The sequence below is a fragment of the Mucilaginibacter sp. JRF genome, assembly GCF_015223065.1.
Lineage (GTDB): Bacteria > Bacteroidota > Bacteroidia > Sphingobacteriales > Sphingobacteriaceae > Mucilaginibacter.
On the sequence record NZ_JADFBY010000002.1, the window covers coordinates 116,871 to 139,602 of the forward strand.

General features: G+C 46.6%; 13 protein-coding genes. 9 read left to right on the top strand and 4 right to left on the bottom strand.

Annotated elements, in window-relative coordinates:
* Positions 1-213 precede the first annotated feature (213 nt).
* Positions 214-2,445 carry a glycoside hydrolase family 95 protein gene (locus tag IM792_RS05945; RefSeq protein WP_194100926.1) on the top strand — a complete coding sequence of 744 codons (2,232 nt, stop codon included), beginning with the start codon at positions 214-216 and terminating at the stop codon, positions 2,443-2,445.
* Positions 2,446-2,516: 71 nt separating this feature from the next.
* Here the strand turns inward: IM792_RS05945 and IM792_RS05950 are convergent, their stop codons facing one another.
* Positions 2,517-3,437, bottom strand: a complete 921-nt coding sequence (locus IM792_RS05950; RefSeq protein ID WP_194100927.1) for an AraC family transcriptional regulator — start codon at positions 3,435-3,437, stop codon at positions 2,517-2,519.
* A 153-nt stretch (positions 3,438-3,590) separates the two neighbouring features.
* Entirely contained in the window at positions 3,591-4,169 is a 579-nt protein-coding gene (locus IM792_RS05955; protein WP_194100928.1) for a hypothetical protein, read from the bottom strand.
* A 303-nt stretch (positions 4,170-4,472) separates the two neighbouring features.
* On the opposite strand from IM792_RS05955, the gene IM792_RS05960 reads away from it, so the two are divergent.
* From IM792_RS05960 to IM792_RS05995, 8 genes are all read left to right on the top strand, one after another.
* The gene (locus tag IM792_RS05960) at positions 4,473-5,111 is read left to right on the top strand and encodes a sigma-70 family RNA polymerase sigma factor (protein ID WP_347343799.1); all 639 of its coding nucleotides are present in this window, start codon (positions 4,473-4,475) and stop codon (positions 5,109-5,111) included.
* 67 nt (positions 5,112-5,178) lie between these two features.
* Positions 5,179-6,123 carry a FecR domain-containing protein gene (locus IM792_RS05965; RefSeq protein WP_194100929.1) on the top strand — a complete coding sequence of 315 codons (945 nt, stop codon included), beginning with the start codon at positions 5,179-5,181 and terminating at the stop codon, positions 6,121-6,123.
* Between the two features lie 157 nt (positions 6,124-6,280).
* Positions 6,281-9,511: a TonB-dependent receptor gene (locus IM792_RS05970; protein ID WP_228084963.1), complete on the top strand. Its 3,231-nt coding sequence runs from the start codon at positions 6,281-6,283 to the stop codon at positions 9,509-9,511.
* A gap of 89 nt (positions 9,512-9,600) precedes the next feature.
* Positions 9,601-11,226: a RagB/SusD family nutrient uptake outer membrane protein gene (locus tag IM792_RS05975; RefSeq protein WP_194100930.1), complete on the top strand. Its 1,626-nt coding sequence runs from the start codon at positions 9,601-9,603 to the stop codon at positions 11,224-11,226.
* A 704-nt stretch (positions 11,227-11,930) separates the two neighbouring features.
* Positions 11,931-15,161 (top strand): TonB-dependent receptor, encoded by a 3,231-nt coding sequence (locus IM792_RS05980; RefSeq protein WP_228084964.1) that lies wholly within the window; start codon positions 11,931-11,933, stop codon positions 15,159-15,161.
* A gap of 16 nt (positions 15,162-15,177) precedes the next feature.
* Positions 15,178-17,193: a RagB/SusD family nutrient uptake outer membrane protein gene (locus IM792_RS05985; protein ID WP_194100931.1), complete on the top strand. Its 2,016-nt coding sequence runs from the start codon at positions 15,178-15,180 to the stop codon at positions 17,191-17,193.
* A 24-nt stretch (positions 17,194-17,217) separates the two neighbouring features.
* Positions 17,218-18,423, top strand: coding sequence for a DUF4959 domain-containing protein (locus IM792_RS05990; RefSeq protein WP_194100932.1), 1,206 nt, complete (start codon positions 17,218-17,220; stop codon positions 18,421-18,423).
* A gap of 21 nt (positions 18,424-18,444) precedes the next feature.
* Positions 18,445-19,677 carry a DUF4998 domain-containing protein gene (locus IM792_RS05995; RefSeq protein ID WP_194100933.1) on the top strand — a complete coding sequence of 411 codons (1,233 nt, stop codon included), beginning with the start codon at positions 18,445-18,447 and terminating at the stop codon, positions 19,675-19,677.
* Positions 19,678-19,744: 67 nt separating this feature from the next.
* Here the strand turns inward: IM792_RS05995 and IM792_RS06000 are convergent, their stop codons facing one another.
* Positions 19,745-20,716, bottom strand: coding sequence for a hypothetical protein (locus IM792_RS06000; protein ID WP_194100934.1), 972 nt, complete (start codon positions 20,714-20,716; stop codon positions 19,745-19,747).
* A 189-nt stretch (positions 20,717-20,905) separates the two neighbouring features.
* The gene (locus IM792_RS06005; RefSeq protein WP_194100935.1) at positions 20,906-22,717 is read right to left on the bottom strand and encodes a RagB/SusD family nutrient uptake outer membrane protein; all 1,812 of its coding nucleotides are present in this window, start codon (positions 22,715-22,717) and stop codon (positions 20,906-20,908) included.
* Between the last annotated feature and the right edge of the window lie 15 nt (positions 22,718-22,732).

A 22,732-nucleotide genomic window follows, 5' to 3' on the forward strand; every position in this document is an offset into this window, starting at 1 on the left:
TAAGCTACGCAAACGTTTGTGTTAATTGATGCGGATAGGGCAGGTAAGCGCTGTTTTCGGCATTCTGCAATACTGGCTATTGATTAAGTTAAAGTGGCAATTTTTAAGGCGGATAGCTTAGCGGAATAAAATGCCGCCGAAATGTGCATCATCCGTATGCCAAAAAAATGTATAATTGAGCTGAATAAACCATTGTAATTCTTGATAATAAGTATGATAAGAAGAATACTCTACAGCTTTTTATTATTGCTGGCCTGCAAGTTAACCTATGCCCAGCAGCCCGCGCCCAATGCTAATTTATTGTTGTGGGATGATAAGCCCGCCACCGCCTGGATGACCGAAGCTTACCCTATGGGTAATGGCCGTGTTGGTGGTATGGTGTTTGGCGGCGTTACCGAGGAGCATATACAGTTTAACGAAATAAGCTTGTGGACGGGCGACGAAAAGGAAACCGGCGCTTACCAGGCCTTTGGTGACCTGTTTATCAGTCTGAAGGGTACCGGCCAGCCCGAAAATTATCGCAGGCAATTGGATTTGAGCAGGGCTACACAACAAATTACCTATACTGATAAAGGGATAAACTTTAAGCGTGAGTACTTTTGCAGTTTCCCGGCAAAGGTGATGGTGCTGCGGTTTACGGCTGATAGAAAAGGCGCGTACAATGGTATTATTAAATTAAACGATGCCCACAAAAGTGTTGTTGAGCCTGCCGATATGGGCATGCGTTTTAGCGGAAAACTTGAAAACGGACTGGCTTATTATGCCGGTTTACAGGTTAAAACCGAAGGCTCGGGCTATATGGTGGTAGGGCCTGATGGCAAGGGCGGTACGCAGATCAATATTAAGGATGCCGATTCGTTCACCATCATACTTTCGGCAGCTACCGATTACAGTAACCAGCGTGCCAGCAAATGGCGCGGCGAAGCTCCCGAAGGTAAGGTTAAGCAGGTGCTGGCTGCCGCTGCGAAACAAAACTATCAGCAGTTGCTGGCCGATCATTTGGCTGATTATCAAAAGTTGTTCAGCAGGGTAGCTATTGATTTGGGTAAGGGCGATGCGAAAACCGCGGCTTTGCCAACCTATCAGCGCATTATCAATTACAAAAAAACACCTGATGCGCAGTTGGAGAGCCTGCTGTTTCAGTTTGGCCGATACTTGCTCATCAGTTCATCGCGTAAGGGTGGCTTACCTGCCAACTTACAGGGACTATGGAACGAAAGCAACAACCCGCCGTGGCGCAGCGATTATCACTCCAACATCAACATACAAATGAATTATTGGCTGGCCGAGCCTACCAACCTTGCCGAATGCCATTTCCCGTACCTCGATTACATTAATAGCATGCGCGAGGTTAAAAAGGATAACACCAAAGAGCAATACCCCGGCGTACGCGGCTGGACGGTGAAGACCGAAAACAATATTTTTGGCGGCGAAAGCTTTTTATGGAACACCCCCGGCAGCGCCTGGTACGTGCAGGATATTTGGGAGCATTACGCCTTTACAAGAGATAAAGCCTATCTTAAAAACTTTGGCTACGCTATAATAAAAGAGATAGTAGAATTTTGGGATGATCACCTGAAAAAACGCCCCGATGGTACATTGGTAGCGCCTGACGGCTGGTCGCCGGAGCATGGGCCGCATGAGGATGGCGTTACTTATGATCAGGAAATTATTTATGACCTGTTCACCAACTACATTGAAGCCGCGGATGTGCTCGGTGTTGATAAACCTTACCGCGATCATGTGGCTGATATGCGCGCGCATCTGCTAAAACCTAAAATTGGTAAGTGGGGTCAGCTACAGGAGTGGGAAACCGACCGAGATGATCAGCAGGATAAGCACAGGCATGCTTCGCATTTATTCGCGCTGCATCCCGGCAGGCAAATAAGTATCAGCACCACGCCCGATCTGGCCAAGGCCGCCCGTGTAAGCCTTGAAGCAAGGGGCGATGAATCAACCGGATGGTCAATGGCATGGAAGATGAATTTTTGGGCACGCCTGCACGATGGCGACCACGCCTATCGCATACTCAATAACTTTATTACGCTGGTGGGCGGATCGGGAGTGGATTATAACGAGGGCGGCGGTATTTATGCCAACCTGTTTTGCGCGCATCCGCCTTTTCAGATTGACGGTAACTTTGGCTACGTAGCCGGTGTTGCCGAAATGCTTTTGCAAAGCCAAACCGGTACGCTGGAGCTATTACCCGCCTTACCAAAAGCCTGGCAAACAGGCAGCATAAAAGGTTTACGCGCCCGTGGTGGTTTCGAAATATCCGATATGCAATGGAAAGCGGGTAAGCTAACCCGGCTGGTCATCAAATCAACCACAGGTGGCGATTGTAAACTGCGTTTACCTAACGTGTTAAAGTATGGCGGCAAAGCCATTGGTAAACAATACAGCTTAAAAACCAAACCCGGCGGGGTTTACACTTTCAGCAATTAATACAAAAGGGGCTCAATAATTATTGAGCCCCTTTTGTATGTGTCAGTTTGTGATTTTTACTTGTATTGATGTTATACAGCCTCGGCAGCCAATTGGTAACTGCTTGGGTTATGGCCTGTATACTGTTTAAAAAAGCGACTAAAGTGCGATGGGGTATCAAAGCCCAGTTTATCCGCCACCTCTTTAACCGTATATTTCGCGGCTGATAGCCAGTACTGCGCCTCGCGAAATAAGTGCTGATGAATATGATGCAAAGGGCCTATACCAGTTTCGGCCTTAATTACTTCGCTTAAATACTTAGGGCTTACAAAAAGGCGGTCGGCATATTCCTGTACGGTGCGCATCTCCAAAAAGTGGGCATCAACCAAAGCGGCGAACTGGCGGGTGAGTTGTTGTGCCCGGGTTTCGTGCAGCTCGGCGGCGGGTTGGTTATGGCAAAAGCGGTAGCCTTGCAGCAGCAGTTCAATAAACGTTAGCTGTATCATTTCGGCCTGAAATTGCTTGGGCAATGCCAGTTCCTTCTCCAGTTTAATAAACAGCTCTTTTATGGCATGCTGCCTGTCGGGCTGTAACTCGCATTGCGGCGCGGCTTTTTCACGTTGACTGAGCAATTCCTCAATACCGGCCTGCTTTACCAAGCCCTTACGCAACAATCCCGGCCCGAACGACAGGCGGTAACCCCGCAGATCAGCCGATGCAAGGGTGAAATCAGGTATATGTCCCGGCGGTAACAATAAAATGCTGCCTGCATGCAGGTCGTAGGTTAGGTCGCGGGCTACAACGGTGCCGTGTCCCTGAAAAATAAAAATGAGGTGGTGGTCAATAAGCGACAGATCAGCAGGCAGAGCCTCAGTAAATTCGAGGCGTGATAGCGTAAGCGGGCTGCTTACATAGTGCTTGGGTAACCTCGGCACAGCCAATGTTTCGGACTGATGGTATATGCCCGGTTGCCTGTCTAATGCTATCGCATCAGTTTTGTAGAGTTTACTCATATATAAATATTACAGGTAGCAAAAGAAGCGGCTTTGGGCAAAATAATGGTAACAGAAAATTCATAATTGGGTTAAAGTAATGTCACGGCTCACAAAAAAAGCCTGCCGTTTTATCGGCAGGCTCTCCTTTCATAGGTATTAGTTTAGCGAGAATTATAAGCCAAAAGTGTAAGCTACACGCAGTGCAAACAGGTTGTTGCTTTTACCATTGTCGGTAAATTTGCTGTTGCCCTCAAAACGTACACCGGCATCAAGGTAGTTGTTACCGCCAACGTTAAACAGGTAACCTACCTGCGGCGCGTAAACAAACGCTGCTGATTTGGTTGCGCCAACATCGCTTTTGTTAGTTAAGAAAGCGGCACCGGCCTCACCCTGTACGTAAAAGTTACTTACCGGGAAGTATTTTAAACCTGCTTTAGCTGGTATAAGTTGCAGATCTTCGCCGGTTACGCCATTAATTTCTTTAGCGAAGTAGTTTTGAAAACCACCATTAACGGTTACATAAAGTTGCTCTTTCAGGATAGGGAATTCAGCCTGAACCGAACCGCCTAAGCTCCAGTTAAAGCTATCGTGAAAGCTACCTACAGGCAAACCAAAATCGGGGCCAACGCTTAAGCGTATACCTGAACCTGTTGTGGTTGATTTTGAGCCACCATCCTGAGCTTGAGTAGAAATTGTTAATAATGATACGAATGCAAGTGTCAGTGCACTTAGTTTAATTAAATTTTTCATTTTGTGTTCTTCTATTAGTTGCTTCTCCTTTTTAATGGGATCGGCTTTGTTTTTAGGTAATGTTGCGGTGCCGGCCGCCGCGTATTACCTGGTTTTATTAGCAATTGTGCTATGCCAATTATTTATTGACGGTACAAAGGTATACCGGCCCGGCAGGGTGGGCAATTCCTAAAATCCGGTTTGGCTAACCAATTTTTCCGTAAAGTGTCAGCAATTCGTAATCACCGGGCTAAAACGTTATAAAATGATGGGATGGCGGTATTAAAAAATTTTCTTAACGGTAATTTAACACAACAAGCCTTAGTGTATAATTTACAAAGCGATACCTTTGCGCCCGTGATCGCAATCCCTAATACTGAATTTAATGAGCTGTTCGCGGCGGTACAAAATGATGATACCATCGCTTTTAAGCAGCTCTATCAAAAGTATTGGAAAGCGCTGTACATATCGGCCTGCAAGCGTATTGATGATGATGCCGCGCAGGATATGGTGCAGGAAGTAATGGTAACCTTATGGAAACGCCGTAATGCCATCACCATTGAATCGGCTGATGATCTGGAGCGCTATCTGCACACGGCGCTTAAGTACCGCATCGTATCGTATTTTGCTTATGATGCGCAGGTTACCTCCATTCCCGAATGGTTTGATATCACCTTTGACCCACATATTGAATCGGCCTATGATGCCCGCCAGCTACAGGAGGTTATCAACAGCGAGGTTAACCTGATGCCCCAGCGCATGCAGCTTATATTTAACCTCAGCCGGCAGTACGATCTGTCCATTGCCGATATTGCCTCTCAACTCAACCTCTCCGAACAAACGGTAAAAAACCAGCTTACCATGGCCATGAAACGCCTGCGTGTAAGCCTTAGCCGTTACCTGCAAAATGATCTGGCTATATGCTCGGCCATTGCCTATCTGCTTTTTGGAGTTAATAATTAATTAATATAAAGTTTACGTACTTGGTATGGTACCAAAATCTATTTCCATGGATATGGATGTATAGATAATGGAAAAAATCAGGAAGATATTTAAACGTTACCTCAAAGGCAAGGCTACCCCGGCACAGCAACAACAGGTTGACGACTGGTACCAAAGGCTTGGCGAACAAAAACAGGTAAACCTTACCGGCAGCGATGAAAAGCTGCTGGAAGAAAAAATATGGCAGCGTATTGAGCCGCAGCTGCAACCGCGGCACCAGGTGCGTTCGCTGTATTTCTATCTTAAGGTTGCCGCCAGTATAGTTGTGGTGGCAGGTGCAGGCTTATGGCTGGGTATGGATAAACTGAAGCCGGGCAACGCATCCGCGCAGCTAAACTACCAGGAGTATGTTACCGGTATTGGCCAGCGCAGGCAGCTAACTTTGGGCGATAGCTCGGTAATTATACTTAACGCTGCATCAAAGCTGCGTGTGTACGATGGTTATGACACCCTGCGCCGTATAGACCTGGTTGAGGGCGAGGCTTTTTTTGATGTACACCACAATCCCAAAGCACCATTTTATGTACATACCGGCAATGTTACCACCCGTGTGTTAGGTACCGCTTTTGATATTAAGGCTTACAAAAAGCTTAACAAACTTTCGGTATCGGTACTGCGTGGCAAGGTGCGGGTTTATGATACTGAGCACGATCTGGCTATGCTTATCAAGCAGCAGCGTGTTACCTACAACCTGCTTACCGGTAAAAGTGATGTGCAAACCTTTGGCGAAGATGTTACCGCCTGGCGCGATGGTAAGCTACTTTTTAAGGATTATGATTTTAATGAAGTGGCCCTGGCCATGGAGAATTACTATGGGGTAAAGGTTATAGCTGCCGATAAGCGCGTAACCAAAGGCCGTTATACCGCTACTATGCCAAACGCGCTCACGGCCGAAAAGGCTGCCGAGGTGCTGGCATCAATACATCATTTAAAAATTAAACACAGGAGGGACACTATAGAATTTAGCCGATAGACTCAAAAAAAAGAAGGCTCTGCTGCAACAAAGCCTTCCATAGTAAGCCGCTGCAACGGCTTAACGCTTATAATTCATTTCACAAACTAAAGCCATACAATGTATGAATAAATCACGACTTATTAGTAATCAAAGTAACGATCTTATCATCAAAGCAATGAAACTCACATTTGTTTCGATAAGTTTAGTGCTCACTACGTCGCTCATGGTTCCGGCCATAGCCAGCAACGGTCAGGAGCTGAGCAAAAAAATATCAGGCAGCATAAATAAAGGCACGCTTGAGGATGCTCTTAAACAAATTCAAACGCAAAACGATCTAAATTTCGCGTATGACAGGGAACTGGTACAACAGTTCAGGGCCTCAAAATATAACTTTAACAACGAGCCCGTTAATATGGTGCTCGATCATTTATTGACGCCCAAAGGTTTAACCTATGCTGATGTAAATGGTGTTATAGTTGTTCGCGCCATGACCAACCGCGAAATGGCTGCCAAGCAACAAAGCAGCATTCGCGGTACAGTTACTGACGAATTGGGTATGCCATTACCGGGTGCAACCATCCGTGTGGTTGAGCTAAATCGTTCAACGGCCAGTGATGGTGAGGGTAAATACTCCATATCGGTAGCGCCGGGTGTGTACACCATTGAGGTAACTTATGTAACCTTTAAAACACAGCGCTTCCAGGGCATAACCGTTAGCGGCGATCAGTCAGCTACGCTTAATGTGGTACTTAAGGCCGATATGGCTACCCTTAACGAGGTAGTGGTTGTAGGTTACGGTACACAAAAACGTGGCGAGATCACATCGGCGGTAGCATCAGTACAGGCTGAAGATTTTAACAAAGGCGGTATACGCTCACCTATGGAGCTTATTCAAGGTAAGGTTGCCGGTTTGAATATCACCAAAACACAAGGTAACAACCCTAACGCGGGTGCATCGTTACAATTGCGTGGTGTAACCTCGTTAACCGGTACAACTACTCCGCTTATTGTTATTGACGGTATACCGGGCGGTAACCTCGATCTGTTACAGCAGGATGATATTGAATCTATCAGCGTGCTGAAAGATGGTTCGGCGGCGGCTATTTATGGTACACGCGGTAACGCCGGTGTTATTTTGATCACCACCAAAAAAGGTAAAAGCGGCGACCCTAAGTACGATTACAATACCTACTTCCAGCGCGATTATGTTGATAAGAAACCTGATTTTCTGTCGGCAGCCCAATTCAGGCAACGTATAGGCGAGGGTATTATCCCGCAAACGTCTGATCTTGGCGCTTCAACAGATATGTATAATGAGCTGATCAACAAAAAGAACCTGAGCCAGTACCATAACTTCTCAGCATCAGGCGGATCAGAAAAATCAAACTACCGTGCATCATTATATTATAATGATTTTCAGGGTATAGCTAAAGAGAACAGCCGCGAGCAATTTGGTGGCAGGCTGAACATTAACCAGCGTGGTATGAATGATAAGCTGGCCTTACAGGTAAACCTCGCCGCTAACATGAACAAGGCTAACCTGCTTGGCGGTGGTACCGATAGCTTTGAGCAGGCTGTGGTATGGAACCCAACCGCGCCTATCTACAAACCTGATGGTACTTTTTACCAGGTGCAGGAGGGTGTTAACCCATACTCACGCTTATTTACCCGCGAGAGCGAACGCGATCAGCAAACCTTCTCGGGCGATGCTAAGTTCACTTTCTACGCTACCAAGCAAATTTCGGTAAGCGCATTCGGTTCATACCAGCGCGATAATTTTAACGACCGTGGTTTCCGCTCAATGAATGATTGGGATCAGCGTGTGGGTACCTCATACCAGGGTATGGGTTACGCAGGTAAAGGCAACAACCTTACCTGGACAAAAACCTTTGAACCTACCATTAACTTTGATCAAACCTGGGATAAGCACAGCGTAACAGCGGTGGCAGGTTACAGTTACCAGTATTCAACCCTCGAATCATTCAGCGCCAACAACAACGGTTTTACTACCGATGGCTTTTTGGATTGGAACCTGGGTGCAGGTAGCGCCATTACCAATACCGCGTTACCAAGGCCGGGTGTAGGTAGCTTTAAGGAGGATAATACCCTTATCGCTTTCTTCGGCCGTGTTAACTACTCGTTCGATAGCAAATACTTCGCGCAGTTCATCCTTCGTCGCGAGGGTTCATCACGCTTTGGCGCCAACAACAAGTGGGGTAACTTCCCGGCGGCATCTGTTGGTTGGACGTTGAGCGAGGAGGATTTCATAAAAAACATCAGCGTTATCAATAACCTGAAGCTGCGTGTTGGTTACGGTGTTACCGGTAACCAGGGCATCCCTAACTATCAATCGTTAATTACGCTGAGCACCGGTGGTGTATATCCGCAAAATGGCGTTTACTACCAAACCTACGGCCCTTCACGTAACCCTAACCCTAACCTGCGCTGGGAGAAAAAAGCCGAGTGGAACTTTGGTTTAGATTACGAATTGCTTAACCACCGTTTAAGCGGTGCTATTGATGTGTACTCGCGCAATACCAGCGATTTGTTGTACAGCTATGCCGCGCAGCAACCGGCCTTTGTGCTTAACAGCTTGTATACCAACGTTGGTACCATCAGCAACAAGGGTGTGGAGATACTTATAAGCGGTGTGCCTATCAAAAACAAAGATTTTCAATGGAATATTGACCTGACCGCCAGCTCGCAATCAAACAAACTGGCTAAATTATCAAACGATCAGTTCAAGGCTACTTACCTGCAATTTGCCGATATCCCTAACCCGGGAGCTATGGGCCCAGCCATCCGTTTAGATGAAGGCGGTAAAGTAGGTAACTTCTATGGCAAACGCTTCGCGGGTTTTGCTGATGACGGAACCTGGTTATTTTACAAGGCTGACGGCAGCAGGGTGCCTGCATCGCAGATAAACGAGAACGACCGTACCATTATAGGTAATGGCGTGCCTAAATATAACCTGGGCATCAGCCAAAGCTTCCGTTACAAAAACTTCGACTTGACGGTAATGCTGCGTGGTAAGTTCGGCTTTGATATATTGAACCTTCAGGAGGTATTTTACGGCAACAAAAAATATCTGCCAAATAACATCTTCAACAGCGCGTTCACCCGCCATGCCGCCCTGAATGATGTGCCTCAATATTCAGACTACTATCTGGAAAAAGGTGATTTTGTTAAGCTTGATAACGCCACCCTTGGCTACAATGTTAAGCTGAAAACACCTTACCTGCGTAACCTGCGCTTTTATGTAAGCGGCCGCAACCTGTTAACGCTTACCGGCTACAAAGGTCTTGATCCCGAACTGGAAGATACCGGCTTTAATACCGGTGTTGACTCGCGTGGTTTTTACCCGCGTACCCGCTCATGGACGCTTGGCTTGAACGTAGGTTTTTAACCCTCAGCAAGCCCAAATAGTAAGTAATTAAATATCAACTGCGGGCAAGGCCATATCGCTTTGCCCGTATCTGAAAAAACGGAAGAAAAATGAATACATATAAAAAAGTAATATACTACGGCGGCCTGTGCCTTAGCATGATAATGGGCGCCGGTTGTACCAAGCTCGACGAAACGGTTTACAACAGCTTATACAAATCAAACTTTTATAAAAGCCGTACCGAGGTATTGCAGGCCGCGCTAAGGCCGATGACGCACATGCAATCGTGGATTGCGCCTATACGTGGCGATGGTTATTACTACCATGCCGAAATGTGTTCGGATCAGGTGGCCTGGCCGCAAAAGGGCCGTCACGCTTATGATAATGGCGACCACATCCGTCAGCACTACCATAGCTGGACTGACAATGAGGGCCGTATGCGTAACGCCTGGGCCGGTATGTGGACTGGTGTAGGCTATTGCAACGCCGCCATTGAGGATATCGAGAAGCTGGATTACGCCGCCATCAACATGCAACAAGCTGAGGTGAATACCATTTTGGCTGAGCTGCACGTGTTGCGCGCTTTCCATTACATAAAACTGATGGACCTGTGGGGCAATATTCCAATTGTTACACAGGTAGGTTTACCGGCTAACCCGCCAACAGCGCCGCGTGCCGAGGTGTTCAACTTTATAAAAACTGAGTTGGAAACTTACGTGCCTCAGCTGGCTAAATACTCTGCCGAATATACCGGCCGTGTAGCGCAAACCGGTGGTTACGCCATGCTTGCCGAGCTTTACCTGAATGCCGAAAAATGGGCAGAAACCCCAATGTGGGATCAGTGTATTGCCGCTTGCGATAAAATTATTAATGGAGAAGCTGGTGGTGTGGCTGGTACGCCACGCCTGGCGCCAAACCTTACCGAAACCTTTGCCAACACCAACCGCACCGCGCCCGAAGCATTATTTCAATATGCATACAGCAACAAAGGTGGTTTCGTGTGGGATTGGATTCCGCTGTTTGGTTTCAGCAACATGAGCGCCGCGCTTGATGTTAACTATGCCGGTAACAACGGTTACGTAGTTATCCCTACATTTTTTGATACCTATGCCGCTAACGATCTGCGTAAAAGTGAGTGGTTCCTGTTTGGTCCGCAATATAAATACGGTACTACCGAGCCAATTTTAGGTACTGAGGAGTATAATGGTAAGCCATTGGTTTACGTGAACTACATCCGTCGTGCAACCGAGGGTGAAACCACCGGCGAAGGTGGCATGACCAAGGGTGAGGAGAACAGCGGTGCCCGTTTCAATAAATACAAAACCGGTCGCCAAAGTGATGCTAACTACCGCGAAAATCATTTTATGATCTATCGTTTAACGGAGATCTATTTTGACAAGGCCGAAGCATTGATGCGTAAAAACGGTGGCGTTGCAACACAAGCGGCGGTTGAACTGGTAAATGCCAGCCGCAAGCGTGCCTTTACTGATGCTGATTGGGCACAGGCGCAATATACCGTAGCCTCGTTAACGTTAGATGAGTTTTTGGCAGAGAAAGGCCGTGAGTTTGTTTTTGAAGGCAGACGCCGTACGGATATTATCAGGTTCGGTCGTTTTAATCAGGGTACATGGTGGGATCACCGCACCCCGACCAATGATCCTAACCGCGAGATATACCCTATACCATCAACACAGTTAGCTAACAACCCTAACCTGAAACAAAACCCGGGTTATTAATTATACCTTATCATTTAAGTGCAAGGCAGTCCTGTTTACAGGGCTGCCTTTTTTGTTTATGTACGATGTTTTGACTCTGTTTTAATTTAATAAACGTACTATTTACAATTAAAATGGAAGATTTTAACTTTTTTATTGAGGTATATGAACTTAAAGTTACTCGTTTTAGCATATATCTAAACTAAACGCAATCGATTGTAGTTGTAAATTATTCCAAAAAATATTTTTTATTGTTTTTTTTACAATTAAAAATATTCATATATATTTGGTTCATAATCAATTGTAATAACCAACTTTTAAATCATTTTTTCATGGAAAGATCTGTACTTAGGCTTAAGTGCTATCTGCTCTCATCGGGTTATTAGTCAACGCTGGTTCAGCAAGCTTTTGTGGCATTGGCTGAGCAATGATGTAATAACCGATTAGATACACCGGCTGCCTGCATTCTATTATTCGCGAGCCTACCGGTTTTAATAACTGATTATACCAATTATAATTCGGAATGGGATGCCTATTGCCCGTTGTGGAACCGGTATGTGCTGTGGTGTAGGGACTTTTTGGCAAAGTATTCCGGGCTTTATTTTATACAGACCTTATTATTTAAACGATGATGCCACCTTGAACATAGCTCTCCCGCGATACCATCGAAATTATCGCGCAAGCCAATAACCACTCGATCACTAACCAAATCAATCTGTAAACATATGAGGAAAAATTACTTTCGTTTTTTAAGAAAGCTACCCATCCTGCTACTGTTTCTGTTAACGGCCATGTTTGCTAAAGCGCAACAGGTAACCGTACAGGGCATAGTGCAGGATACCGTTGGCGGCATTCCGGCTGCCACCGTTACGGTAAAGGGGGGCGGACAGGGCGCTAATACCGATAACCTGGGCCGCTACAAATTAACGGCACCGGCTAATGCCACGCTGGTTTACTCAACCATTGGCTACAAACCCAAGCAGATCATGCTTGCCGACTATAAGGCCAACGCCGCGGGCATCATAAACATTACGGTTACGCTTGAGGTAAATACCACATCGCTTGAGGAAGTTGCCGTAACCGGTTTTGGTAACACGCAAAAAAAGGCCAGTCTGGTAAGCTCCATCACCACGGTGAATGTTAAGGATCTGAAAACCCCATCATCCAACCTAACCAACGCTTTGGCGGGCAGGGTGGCCGGTATCATTGCCTTTCAGGGCAGTGGCGAGCCGGGTTTAGGTACTGATAACTCTACGTTCTACATCCGTGGCCTGTCCACATTCGGCTCTGGTAAGCAGGACCCACTGATACTGATCGATGGTGTTGAATCATCATCAACCGATATGGCCCGCTTGCAGCCCGATGATATATCTGACTTTTCGGTACTGAAGGATGCTGCCGCCGCTTCCATTTACGGTGCGCGTGGTGCTAACGGCGTAGTGCTCATCAATACCAAAATGGGTAAGGATGCCGCGCCGCAGTTCAACTTCAGGGTTGAGAACAGGCTATCGCGCAATACCCGCGACTATGAGTTTGCCGACAATATTACCTACATGAACATGAGTAATGAAGCCGTGCTAACCCGTAACGTTAACGGTATTGAACCCTACACTCAAAACAAGATAAACAGCACCCGCGCGGGCGAGGATGAGTATTTGTATCCTAACAACAACTGGTTAAAGCAATTGATAAAAAACTATACCATAAACCAGGGCTATAACCTCAACATCAGCGGTGGCTCAAACCGTGCAAGGTATTACATAGCCGGTACTTATAATAAGGATAACGGCATATTAAAGGTTGAGCCTATTAATGATTTTAATACCAACATCAACCTTAAAAATTACTCCATACGCTCAAACGTTGATTTTAGCGTAACCAAAAGCACCGTACTTATTGTGCGCATGTATGGCCAGTTTGATGATTATCAGGGTCCTATAGGCGGGTTTAATGAAAGTGGCGTACGTATATCGGGCGGTGAGCAAACCTTCCGTAACGCGCTTAATGCTAACCCGGTAATGTTCCCGGCGGTGTACCCGGCATCAAAGCTGCCGTTTATTGAGCACCCGCTGTTCGGTTCTGCACAAACCCGTAACTCCGATCTGAGCCTTAGCTCAACCATGTACGTAAACCCTTATGCCGAAATGGTAAAGGGCTACCAGGTTTACAAAACATCAAACCTGCAACCGCAGCTGGAGCTTAAGCAGGATCTGGGTGGCTTAACACCGGGCTTAACCGCGCGCGCTATGGGTTATTTGCGCCGTATATCATTTTACAGGGTAAACCGCAGCTATGTGCCGTTCTACTACTCGGCTACCATCAACCCGCAGGATCAATCGTACAGCTTAACCGCGCTTAATGATGGTTCGGCCAATTCATTGCAGCCTGTTGGTCGTGAGTTTTTGGATTATAACCAGGATGCCAAAGAGATTGACTCAAGGTTTTGGCTGGAAGGCTCGGTTAATTACAACCGTACATTTAAAAATAAACACGCCTTTGGCGGTATGCTCGTATCCTACATGTCGAGTTATGAGAACGCCAATGCTTCGGATGTGATACAATCTCTGCCTGCCCGTAACGCGGGTGTATCGGGTCGTTTCTCGTACGGGTATGATGATCGTTATTTGCTCGAGTTCAACTTTGGTTATAACGGCTCCGAGCGCTTTAACGCGAGCAACCGCTGGGGTTTCTTCCCATCAATAGGTTTGGGTTACCGCATCTCACAAGAGAAGTTCTTTGAGCCGATACGCGGCGTGGTATCAAACTTGAAACTGCGTGGCACATACGGTATAGTGGGTAATGATGCTATCGGCAGCGTTAACGAGCGGTTCTTCTACATGTCTAACGTTAATCTTAACAATCCGGCCTTCGGCTCAACCTTTGGCCGTAATGATGGTACGGCGGTTTACTATCGCGATGGTGTATCAATAGCCCGTTATGCCAATACCGATATTACCTGGGAGCGCTCAAAACAAATAAACCTGGGTGTGGATCTGAGCATTGCTAATTCGTTCGATCTGATAGTGGATGCTTATAAGCAGGATCGCTCAAACATTTTGCAACCTATATCAAACATTGATAACGCCGCGGGCTTAATGGCCATACCATTCTCCAATTTTGGCAGGGTTACAGCCAAGGGTGTTGATATGTCGGGCACGTACAAGGTCAACCTATCCCGTGATTTCTCTATCAACGCACGTGGTACATTTACTTATGCCACTACACGTATCGACAGGATAGACGAGCTGCCCTACTCAAGCGATCTGGCTTACCTGTCGCGCAAGGGATATTCCATCAACCAAACATGGGGCTACGTTGCCGAGCGTTTATTTGCTGATGATGAGGAAGTAGCTAACTCGCCGGTACAATTTGGCAATACCAACTTAAGGGCGGGCGATATCAAGTACCGTGATATTAACCAGGATGGCATCATCAACAGTGATGACCGTGTGCCTATCGGTTACCCAACCCAACCCGAAATAATTTACGGCTTTGGCTCGAGCTTTTATTACAAGAATTTTGATATGAGCTTTTATTTCCAGGGTTCATCACGTTTTTCATTCTTTATCAACTCGGCGCAAATACAGCCATTTTACCAGAGTGGTGGCTACCAAACCGGTTTGCTGCAAGCCGTGGCTAATGATTACTGGTCAGAAAGTAACCCTAATATGTACGCCTTCTGGCCTCGTTTGAGCACCTATCGTATTGATAATAACAACGAAATATCAACCTGGTGGATGCGTAACGGCAGCTTTTTACGCCTCAAAAATTTTGAGTTCGGCTACACCTTTGATAAGCTGAAGAAAGTAAAGATGCAACGGGCGCGCCTGTATTTTTCGGCCACCAACCTGTTCATTATCAGTGGATTTAAGCTTTGGGATGCCGAGATGCGGGGCAATGGGTTAAACTATCCGCTGCAATCGCTTTACAACCTTGGGGTACAAGTTAACTTTTAACCATCAGCAACAACCAATGAATACACTTAAAAATATTAACAACGCCCGCGGTGCATTTGCAAAAGGCATCAGCAGGGTAATATATGGCAAAAAAAGCCGGTTTATAGCTGTTGCAGGTTTATTTGCCATAGCGTCGGGCTTATCGGCCTGTAAAAAATATCTGGATATAGTGCCCGATAATGTGGCCGTTATTGAAAACGCCTTTAAGCTGCGTACCGAGGCCGAAAAATACCTGTTCACCTGCTACTCGTACCTGCCTAAAAATGGCGATGGTTGGTTTAACGCGGGTATGATGAGCGGCGACGAGATATGGCTACCGCAAAGCGACCAGGCACACTGGCACCCGGCGTTCCGCATTGCGCAGGGGCAACAAAATAAGGACAGGCCACTGTTTAACGAATGGGGCGGCGACCTTAAAGGCGGCGACGGCAGGTTCAACTACCTGGTTATGTTTAGGGGTATACGCCATTGCAACATCTTTTTAGAGAATATAAAGGATGAAACCAAGGTGCCCGACCTAAGCCGCTCAGAAAGGGAAAGATGGATAGGCGAGGTAGAATTTTTGAAGGCCTACTATCATTATTATTTACTGCGGATGTATGGCCCGGTGCCTATTATTGATGTTAACGCGCCCGAATCATCAGCGCCCGAGGACTTGTACTACAAACGTATGCCGGTTGATGAGTGCGTTACCTACATATCAAACCTGCTGGATGCCGCTGTTGCCAAACTGCCGCCACGTATTGTGGATGAGAATAAGGAGCTGGGCCGTGTTACCCAGTCGATAGCTTTGGCGGTAAAGGCCAAACTGCTGTTGATGGCCGCGAGCCCGCTGTTTAATGGTAACAGTGATTTTGCCGGCTTTACCGATAAGGATGGCGTCGCTTTGTTCAACGCAACCATTGATCAAAGCAAATGGGAAAAAGCTCGCGATGCCGCCAAGGCCGCTATTGATGCCGCCGAGGCTAATGGCAATGCCTTGTACGAGTATCGTAATGATGTTTATAACCTGAGCGCCGAAACCAAAACACAGCTCAACATTCGTAACGCTATAACCGACAGGTGGGGCACCGAGGTGGTTTGGGGCTTATCAAACAGCTATTTCGTGAACGAAGCATTATGTATGCCACCGCTGGTGCGTGGCAGTAATGTAGATAGGTTTCAGCTACAGGGTGTTTGGGCGGCGCCTATCAAAATAGCCAAAATGTTCTATAGTAAGAACGGAGTGCCTATTGAGGAGGATAAAACGCTTGATTTTACCAACTATACCCAAACCCGTACTGCTGTTACTACCGAGCAGTTTTACATTGAACCCGGCTTTGCCACCGCGCGCCTTAATTACGACAGGGAACCCCGCTTTTATGCCGACCTGGGTTTTGATGGCGGCCGCTGGTACATGAAGGATGGTACCACCACCGGCAGCGATGTTAACGGCATGTATGTGCAGATGAAGAATGCGCAGATATCCGGCTTTGGGCACTTTACCAATTGGAACGAAACCGGGTATTTTATAAAAAAGCTGGTGCATTGGGAATCAACAACCAATAGTAACAACGCCCCGACCTGGAAAGCCTACCCATGGCCTGAGATACGTATTGCCGACCTATACCTGATGTATGCCGAGGCCCTGAACGAGGTTGAACCGGCATCGCCCATGGCGATATCGTACCTCGACAGGGTGAGGCTGCGTGCCGGTTTACGTGGGGTGGTTGAATCGTGGAGTAACTTTTCGCGCAACCCGGGCAAGTATGGTACACAGGATGGCCTGCGGTCAATCATTCAGCGTGAGCGTATGATAGAGCTGGCATTTGAGGGTCAACGCTTTTGGGATCTGCGCCGCTGGAAGCTATCAGCCGAGGAGCTGAATAAGGATATTACCGGCTTTAGCATACTGGGTAAAACCACCGAGAGCTACAATATTGAGCGTACCGTATTCGGCCAAACCTTCATCGCCCCGCGCGATTATTTCTGGCCTATTGGTAACTACGAGATAAGGCGTAACCCTAAGCTGGTTGAAAACCCGGGATGGTAAGTATTAATATTAAATAGTTGAGTTATGAAATTGATCAGATCAATAAGATATATAGCCTTAGCAGTAATGGGCCTGTGGCTGGCAGCCTGTAAGGAAGACCTTGATTTTAAAACCCCCTCGGGCGGTGATGGTTCGGTGCCGCAGGTGGTAAGCAATGTAAGTGTTGAAAATTTGGCCGGTAAGGCCCGGATCACTTATAAGCTGCCTAATGATAAAAATCTGCTTTACGTAAAGGCGGTTTACAAACTATCAAACGGTGAAATGGGCGAAACCAAATCATCGTACTACAAAGATACACTTACGGTTGAGGGCTTTGCCGATACTGCCGAGCATGAGGTAAGCCTGTATTCGGTAAGCCGCAGCGAGGTATTATCATCGCCCGTGGTTGTTAAGATAAGACCATTGGAGGCGCCGTTTAAAAAGGTGTTTAAAACCATTGAGGTGCTCAATGCCTTTGGTGGTTATAACCTGAGCGCGTTGAACCCAACGCGCGATAACGTGGCCATTATAGTAATGCGCCGCAACGCCTTTAACCAGTTTGAGGTAGATAACTTTAAGAGCGTGTACACCCGTACTGATGAGATACTATCGAAAATCAGGGGGTTGGATACCACCACGCAGGAGTTCGCTATTTATGTTAAGGATAAATGGGGTAACAGCTCTGATACCTTGTACCAGAATGTTAAGCCTATTTACGAGGCCAAGCTCGATCCTACAAAATTCAGGGGTTATGTTTTGCCGGGCGATGCGCCGCAGGTAACCAACGGCGCCCGCCTGGAGTATGCCTGGGATGGCTTGTTAGGCTGGCCATATGTAAGCTTTACCGCCCAGGTAACCGGCGGCCCCGACCCACACATGATTACGTTTGATACCGGTGTATCAGCCAAAATAAGCCGTATATGGATACGGCCTTTCCCCGAAGGGACAAGGTTCTACTACCTGTCAACCATGCGCAGGTTCGAGATATACGGCTCGTCAAGTCCGTCACTCAACGGCGCGTTGGATGCCAGTTGGACGTTAATGGGTACCTACGAAGTTAAAAAGCCATCGGGCTTGCCCTATGGTAATGATAATGCCGAGGATCAGGCTACCGCGGCGGCGGGCTTTAGCTGGGAGGTTGACCTTAACGCGCCCAAGGTACGCTACATACGTATACGCTGCCTCGAGAATTGGGCGGGCGGCACGGCGCAAAGCATCAATGAGTTAGAGGTTTATGGTTCAACGCTTTAAATTTATTAAAACTGAAAATTTATGAAACCACAACTTCAACATAAAATAAAAATGGCGCTGGCAGCGGTGAGTATCTCCCTGCTAACCTTCTCCTGCTCAAAATGGGATGAGTTCAAGAAATATAAGGAGGGCGGCGAGATCATTTACACCGGCAAAGCCGATTCGGTTAAATTCCTGTCGGGCAACGAGCGTATCAAGATCAGCGCTATGCTCAAAGCCGACCCCAAGATCACCAGGATGAAGATACTCTGGAACAGCGGCAAGGATTCGGTAATGTATGACATAAACATGGCTACTGATCCGCGATTGTTCGAGCGCGTATTCCCGCTTGAGGAAGGCATCAAAAACTTTACGATATACACTTATGATGCCGATGGCAACAGCTCGGTAGCGGTTAATGCAGTTGGGCAGGTGTATGGGCCGCGTTACATTAACTCCTTAAGTAACCGTGTGGTAAGCGGCGCGGCGGTTTTAGGTGCCAATACCGAAGTAGAATGGTTGCCTATCGATCTCTCGGCAGGGCCCATTGCTACCGAAATAACCTATCAATCAACCACCGGCGAAAAAACCATCAGGGTGCCTATTGATGAAGATAAAACGGTGTTTAGTGATCTGGCATCGAGTGCGGTATCATTAACGTACCGTACGCTGTATTTGCCGCAAGCAACCAGTATTGATACCTTTTACACCGCGCCGGTACAGGTGGGTATATCAAAAGAGGTAACCTCGCAATACCTCAGCAATACCAAAGTGCCGTTTGAAACCAGCGTGCGTGGCGACAGGTGGGGCATCCCTAAAGATTGGATAACTAATGCCACCGTGTTAAACTTTACCCAATCGCCGGGTGTGAAATTTGGGGGTGTTGATTACTGGTTTGGCGGGCCGCAGCTGGCCATGGAGGCCGGCTGGTCTACAGATAACATGACCACCATTACCAACGGTAAAATATACCAAACCGTTAACCTGCCGGCCGGTGTTTATACCCTGGAGATGGATATACCCGATTGTACACAAAACGGTAACTTTTATACCGTTGCCGCCGCGGGCACAACCATTCCGGATATCGAGAATATAGCATCCTCTTTAGGTTATGCCAAAACAAGCCTGACCGGTACGCATAAAATAAGTTTTACGCTTACCTCGGCCCAGCAGGTATCATTAGGCTTTGTGGGTAACCTTGAAAATAAAGGCTGTTGCGACGGCACCTTCTGGCGAATAAGCGCCGTAAGGTTAAAACAACGCCCCTTAGATTGATAGTTATTTAAAACAAAAAACCGCCGGAGTTAACCGGCGGTTTTTTTGTTTTTCATGATAAGGTAGCTTAATACTTTATATCCGGAAAATCAGTTTTGGCTTTGTCTAATTGAGCCTGCCAATCATTACCCCACTCATCCTTGTCGCCAAAGGCGGTAAGGGCAAGCTCTTTCAGGTCGGCACCGGCAGCGCCGCTCCAAAAGTGTATAAATTCACCGTAGTTCAGATCGCGAGAGTATTCAGGATAGGTTTGCTTGCCATTGTTGTACGTGCGTTTAGGGAAGTACTTTGATAGCAGGGTGAAAAAGCCTGTAAGCGTTTTGGTTTTACCATGTTCGCTGTAAATAGGGTAAAACCAGTCGCGGTACCAATGTGTGCCCTGGCGCGGAAAATCATCCGTGGTTTGCTGTTTCAGGTTATGCCAGCGTACGGCATCATCATTACGGCCAAGGCCGAGGTATACATCGTACTGGTATATTTCCATCCACTTACTATCATGCCAAATAGCAAATGCCGGCGAGCCATGCACACCCTTAGCGGCGCCTTCAACAATGTGGCCTATCTCATGCGTGGCCAGATCAATATCGTTACCCGCGCCGCTTACCCAGGCATTCATGTCGCCCGATCCGCAATCGGTAACGTTATGGTAATCGTGGCTGGCATCCATATAGGTTGATGGGTGGCCACCAGAGTATTTGCCTGAATGAAATACGGCGTATAAACGCGGATCATCGCCAAATGCACCATAGGTTTTTTTGGTGTACACCCATGCTTGTGCCATATAGGTTTTAGGCCATACAATATCACGGCGAACATCTTTATCGTAGTAAATAACCACATTATCATCATATGATATACGGCTTAGGTTTTGCGCATGCTCAAACCAATGTTCCTGCCAGGTAAGGGCAGGGGCATCGGCAGGTTCAATGTTTGCGCCTCCGGTATTATTGTTATTGCTTGGTGTAACGGTTGTTTTTTTGCTGCAACCCACTGTAGCGGCAAGGCCCAGCACTACGGCAGCTAAATATGCTTTCTTCATTTTTTTGCAGATGTATAATTTATAATTGGTTTGTTGTCAAGATAGAAAATCGTTCTTAAAAAAACAGAACACGGTTTACGTTTTCCACTACGCATAGCCGTGTTCTGAAAAAAAAATTAACTGTTCTTACAGCTTAACTATAAAATTAAGCTGCCCGTAACCATAAGCATTACGGGCAGCCTGTTTAATTTACCATCCGGGGTTTTGAACTAAGTTATTGTTATTTAACATCTCACTGTTCGGTATCGGAAACAAATAATCACGATCTCTACGGAATGAGCGCGTTTCAATCAATACTCTATTATAAAAAGTGTTATCATTTTTGCTCATATCCATACCATAGAACGGACCACCATCGGTAGTTTCGGCTATCTTCCAACGACGGGTATCAAAGAAGCGAACGCTCTCGAAAGCAAGCTCTACACGGCGCTCTTTGCGGATAGCTTCGCGCATAGCAGCCTGACCAGCAGGAGCAGGCAGATCTGTACTGCCATATTGTGGTACGCCGGCACGCTGACGGATCATATTAAGGTACGTTAATATATCAGCATTACCCGGGTCAGACTCGTTAAGCGCTTCAACATAATCTAAGTAAATATTGGCTAATCTTAATAATACCATACCTCTGGCGCCATCACCGTTAGTTACGTTTTTACGTACGCAGTAACCTGTTGGCGAAACGTCTGATATACTATGTACCCTGCCTGAGTTACCATTGTAAAAGAAGTTGGTGATCAATGCGGCGTTGTCACCCAACCTGTTAAGCCATGCGCTGTTATTGTAAGTAACACCTACATAAAAACGCGGCTCACGGTTTGCCCATTGGCTGTAAATGCTTCTTGATACATCATCCATAGGGGCTTGGTAGCTTGTAAAACCGGTAGATACATAGCCTGATGCCGGATCATCAATTGAGCGGCCGTTAGCTGTAAAATAAGCATCAACCATGGTTTGTGTTACACCCAATGAACCTGCACCCTGAAAACCGCCATTGGTTTCTGGTGAACCTACGTGTTTAGGTGTACGATCATACTGTGAATAACTGCCGCTGTTTGAACGGGCAAATATCCACTCGCTGTTCCAATCAGTAGTTACCACATTGCGGCATGCCAAATAAGCAGCTGTAAACGGGTCGCTGTTTGATACAGTGTAGAGGCTGTAGGTGGTTGGTACAAACTCATCTATAAACTCTTTAGCCGCGGTAGCTGTTGCTGCCCATTTTGTAACATCGGTAGTTTGGCTTATAAGCTGTGTGCCATCAGCGTTTCTTAATGCGGCATACTCCGTATTGCCATTGTATAACGGGCTGGCTTTGTATAACAAGGCTTCAACCTTGTACGCTTTACACATGCCTTTGGTCATTCTGCCCCACTGGCTTGATGTTGGATTTACCGGCAGATATTTATAAGCCGTATCTAACTGGCTAACCACATAATCAATGCCCTGATCAAATGGCGCACGCGGCAATCGCAAGGTTTCTATAGGAGCGTTTACATCAAGTACCTCTTCACCAATAATTGGCACCGGGCCATAGGTACGTAGTAACCAAAAGTAATATAAGGCTCTTAATGCACGCGCCTCAGCTTTGTAGCGTGTTTTAACAGTTTGATCAAGTTCTAATGGGTTCGCATCCTCTATATGTTGTATAAAGTAAGTAGCATTACGTATGGCACGGTAGTAATTTGCCCAAAAAACAGCTACACTGCCGTCATCGCTTCTCCAGGTACCTGATATCATGTTGTTAGCATAATTAAAATCCCAGGTATATTTAGCCTCATCAGATGCTGCGATCCATGGGCCTGAGTTTTCAGAACCGGTAAAGCGTTGCTGTAGTTCGTTAGGGATAGAGTTGTAAATATTCGCCAAAAAATTATCTGTATTATTTCTTGTGTTAAATATCTTATCCTCTGTAAGTACATCATCCGGCACCTGGCTCAGATATTTTTTGCAGGAGCTCATGCCTACCAGCAAAATCAAACCTGCATATATAATCTTTTTCATATTGCTTAAAATATT

What these genes read in the sequence shown, in the direction of transcription:
- IM792_RS05945 (WP_194100926.1), top strand. Translation starts at nt 214, where the DNA reads ATGATAAGAAGAATACTCTACAGCTTTTTATTATTGCTGGCCTGCAAG.
- IM792_RS05950 (WP_194100927.1), bottom strand. Translation starts at nt 3,437, where the DNA reads ATGAGTAAACTCTACAAAACTGATGCGATAGCATTAGACAGGCAACCG.
- IM792_RS05955 (WP_194100928.1), bottom strand. Translation starts at nt 4,169, where the DNA reads ATGAAAAATTTAATTAAACTAAGTGCACTGACACTTGCATTCGTATCA.
- IM792_RS05965 (WP_194100929.1), top strand. Translation starts at nt 5,179, where the DNA reads ATGGAAAAAATCAGGAAGATATTTAAACGTTACCTCAAAGGCAAGGCT.
- IM792_RS05970 (WP_228084963.1), top strand. Translation starts at nt 6,281, where the DNA reads ATGAAACTCACATTTGTTTCGATAAGTTTAGTGCTCACTACGTCGCTC.
- IM792_RS05975 (WP_194100930.1), top strand. Translation starts at nt 9,601, where the DNA reads ATGAATACATATAAAAAAGTAATATACTACGGCGGCCTGTGCCTTAGC.
- IM792_RS05980 (WP_228084964.1), top strand. Translation starts at nt 11,931, where the DNA reads ATGAGGAAAAATTACTTTCGTTTTTTAAGAAAGCTACCCATCCTGCTA.
- IM792_RS05985 (WP_194100931.1), top strand. Translation starts at nt 15,178, where the DNA reads ATGAATACACTTAAAAATATTAACAACGCCCGCGGTGCATTTGCAAAA.
- IM792_RS05990 (WP_194100932.1), top strand. Translation starts at nt 17,218, where the DNA reads ATGAAATTGATCAGATCAATAAGATATATAGCCTTAGCAGTAATGGGC.
- IM792_RS05995 (WP_194100933.1), top strand. Translation starts at nt 18,445, where the DNA reads ATGAAACCACAACTTCAACATAAAATAAAAATGGCGCTGGCAGCGGTG.
- IM792_RS06000 (WP_194100934.1), bottom strand. Translation starts at nt 20,716, where the DNA reads ATGAAGAAAGCATATTTAGCTGCCGTAGTGCTGGGCCTTGCCGCTACA.
- IM792_RS06005 (WP_194100935.1), bottom strand. Translation starts at nt 22,717, where the DNA reads ATGAAAAAGATTATATATGCAGGTTTGATTTTGCTGGTAGGCATGAGC.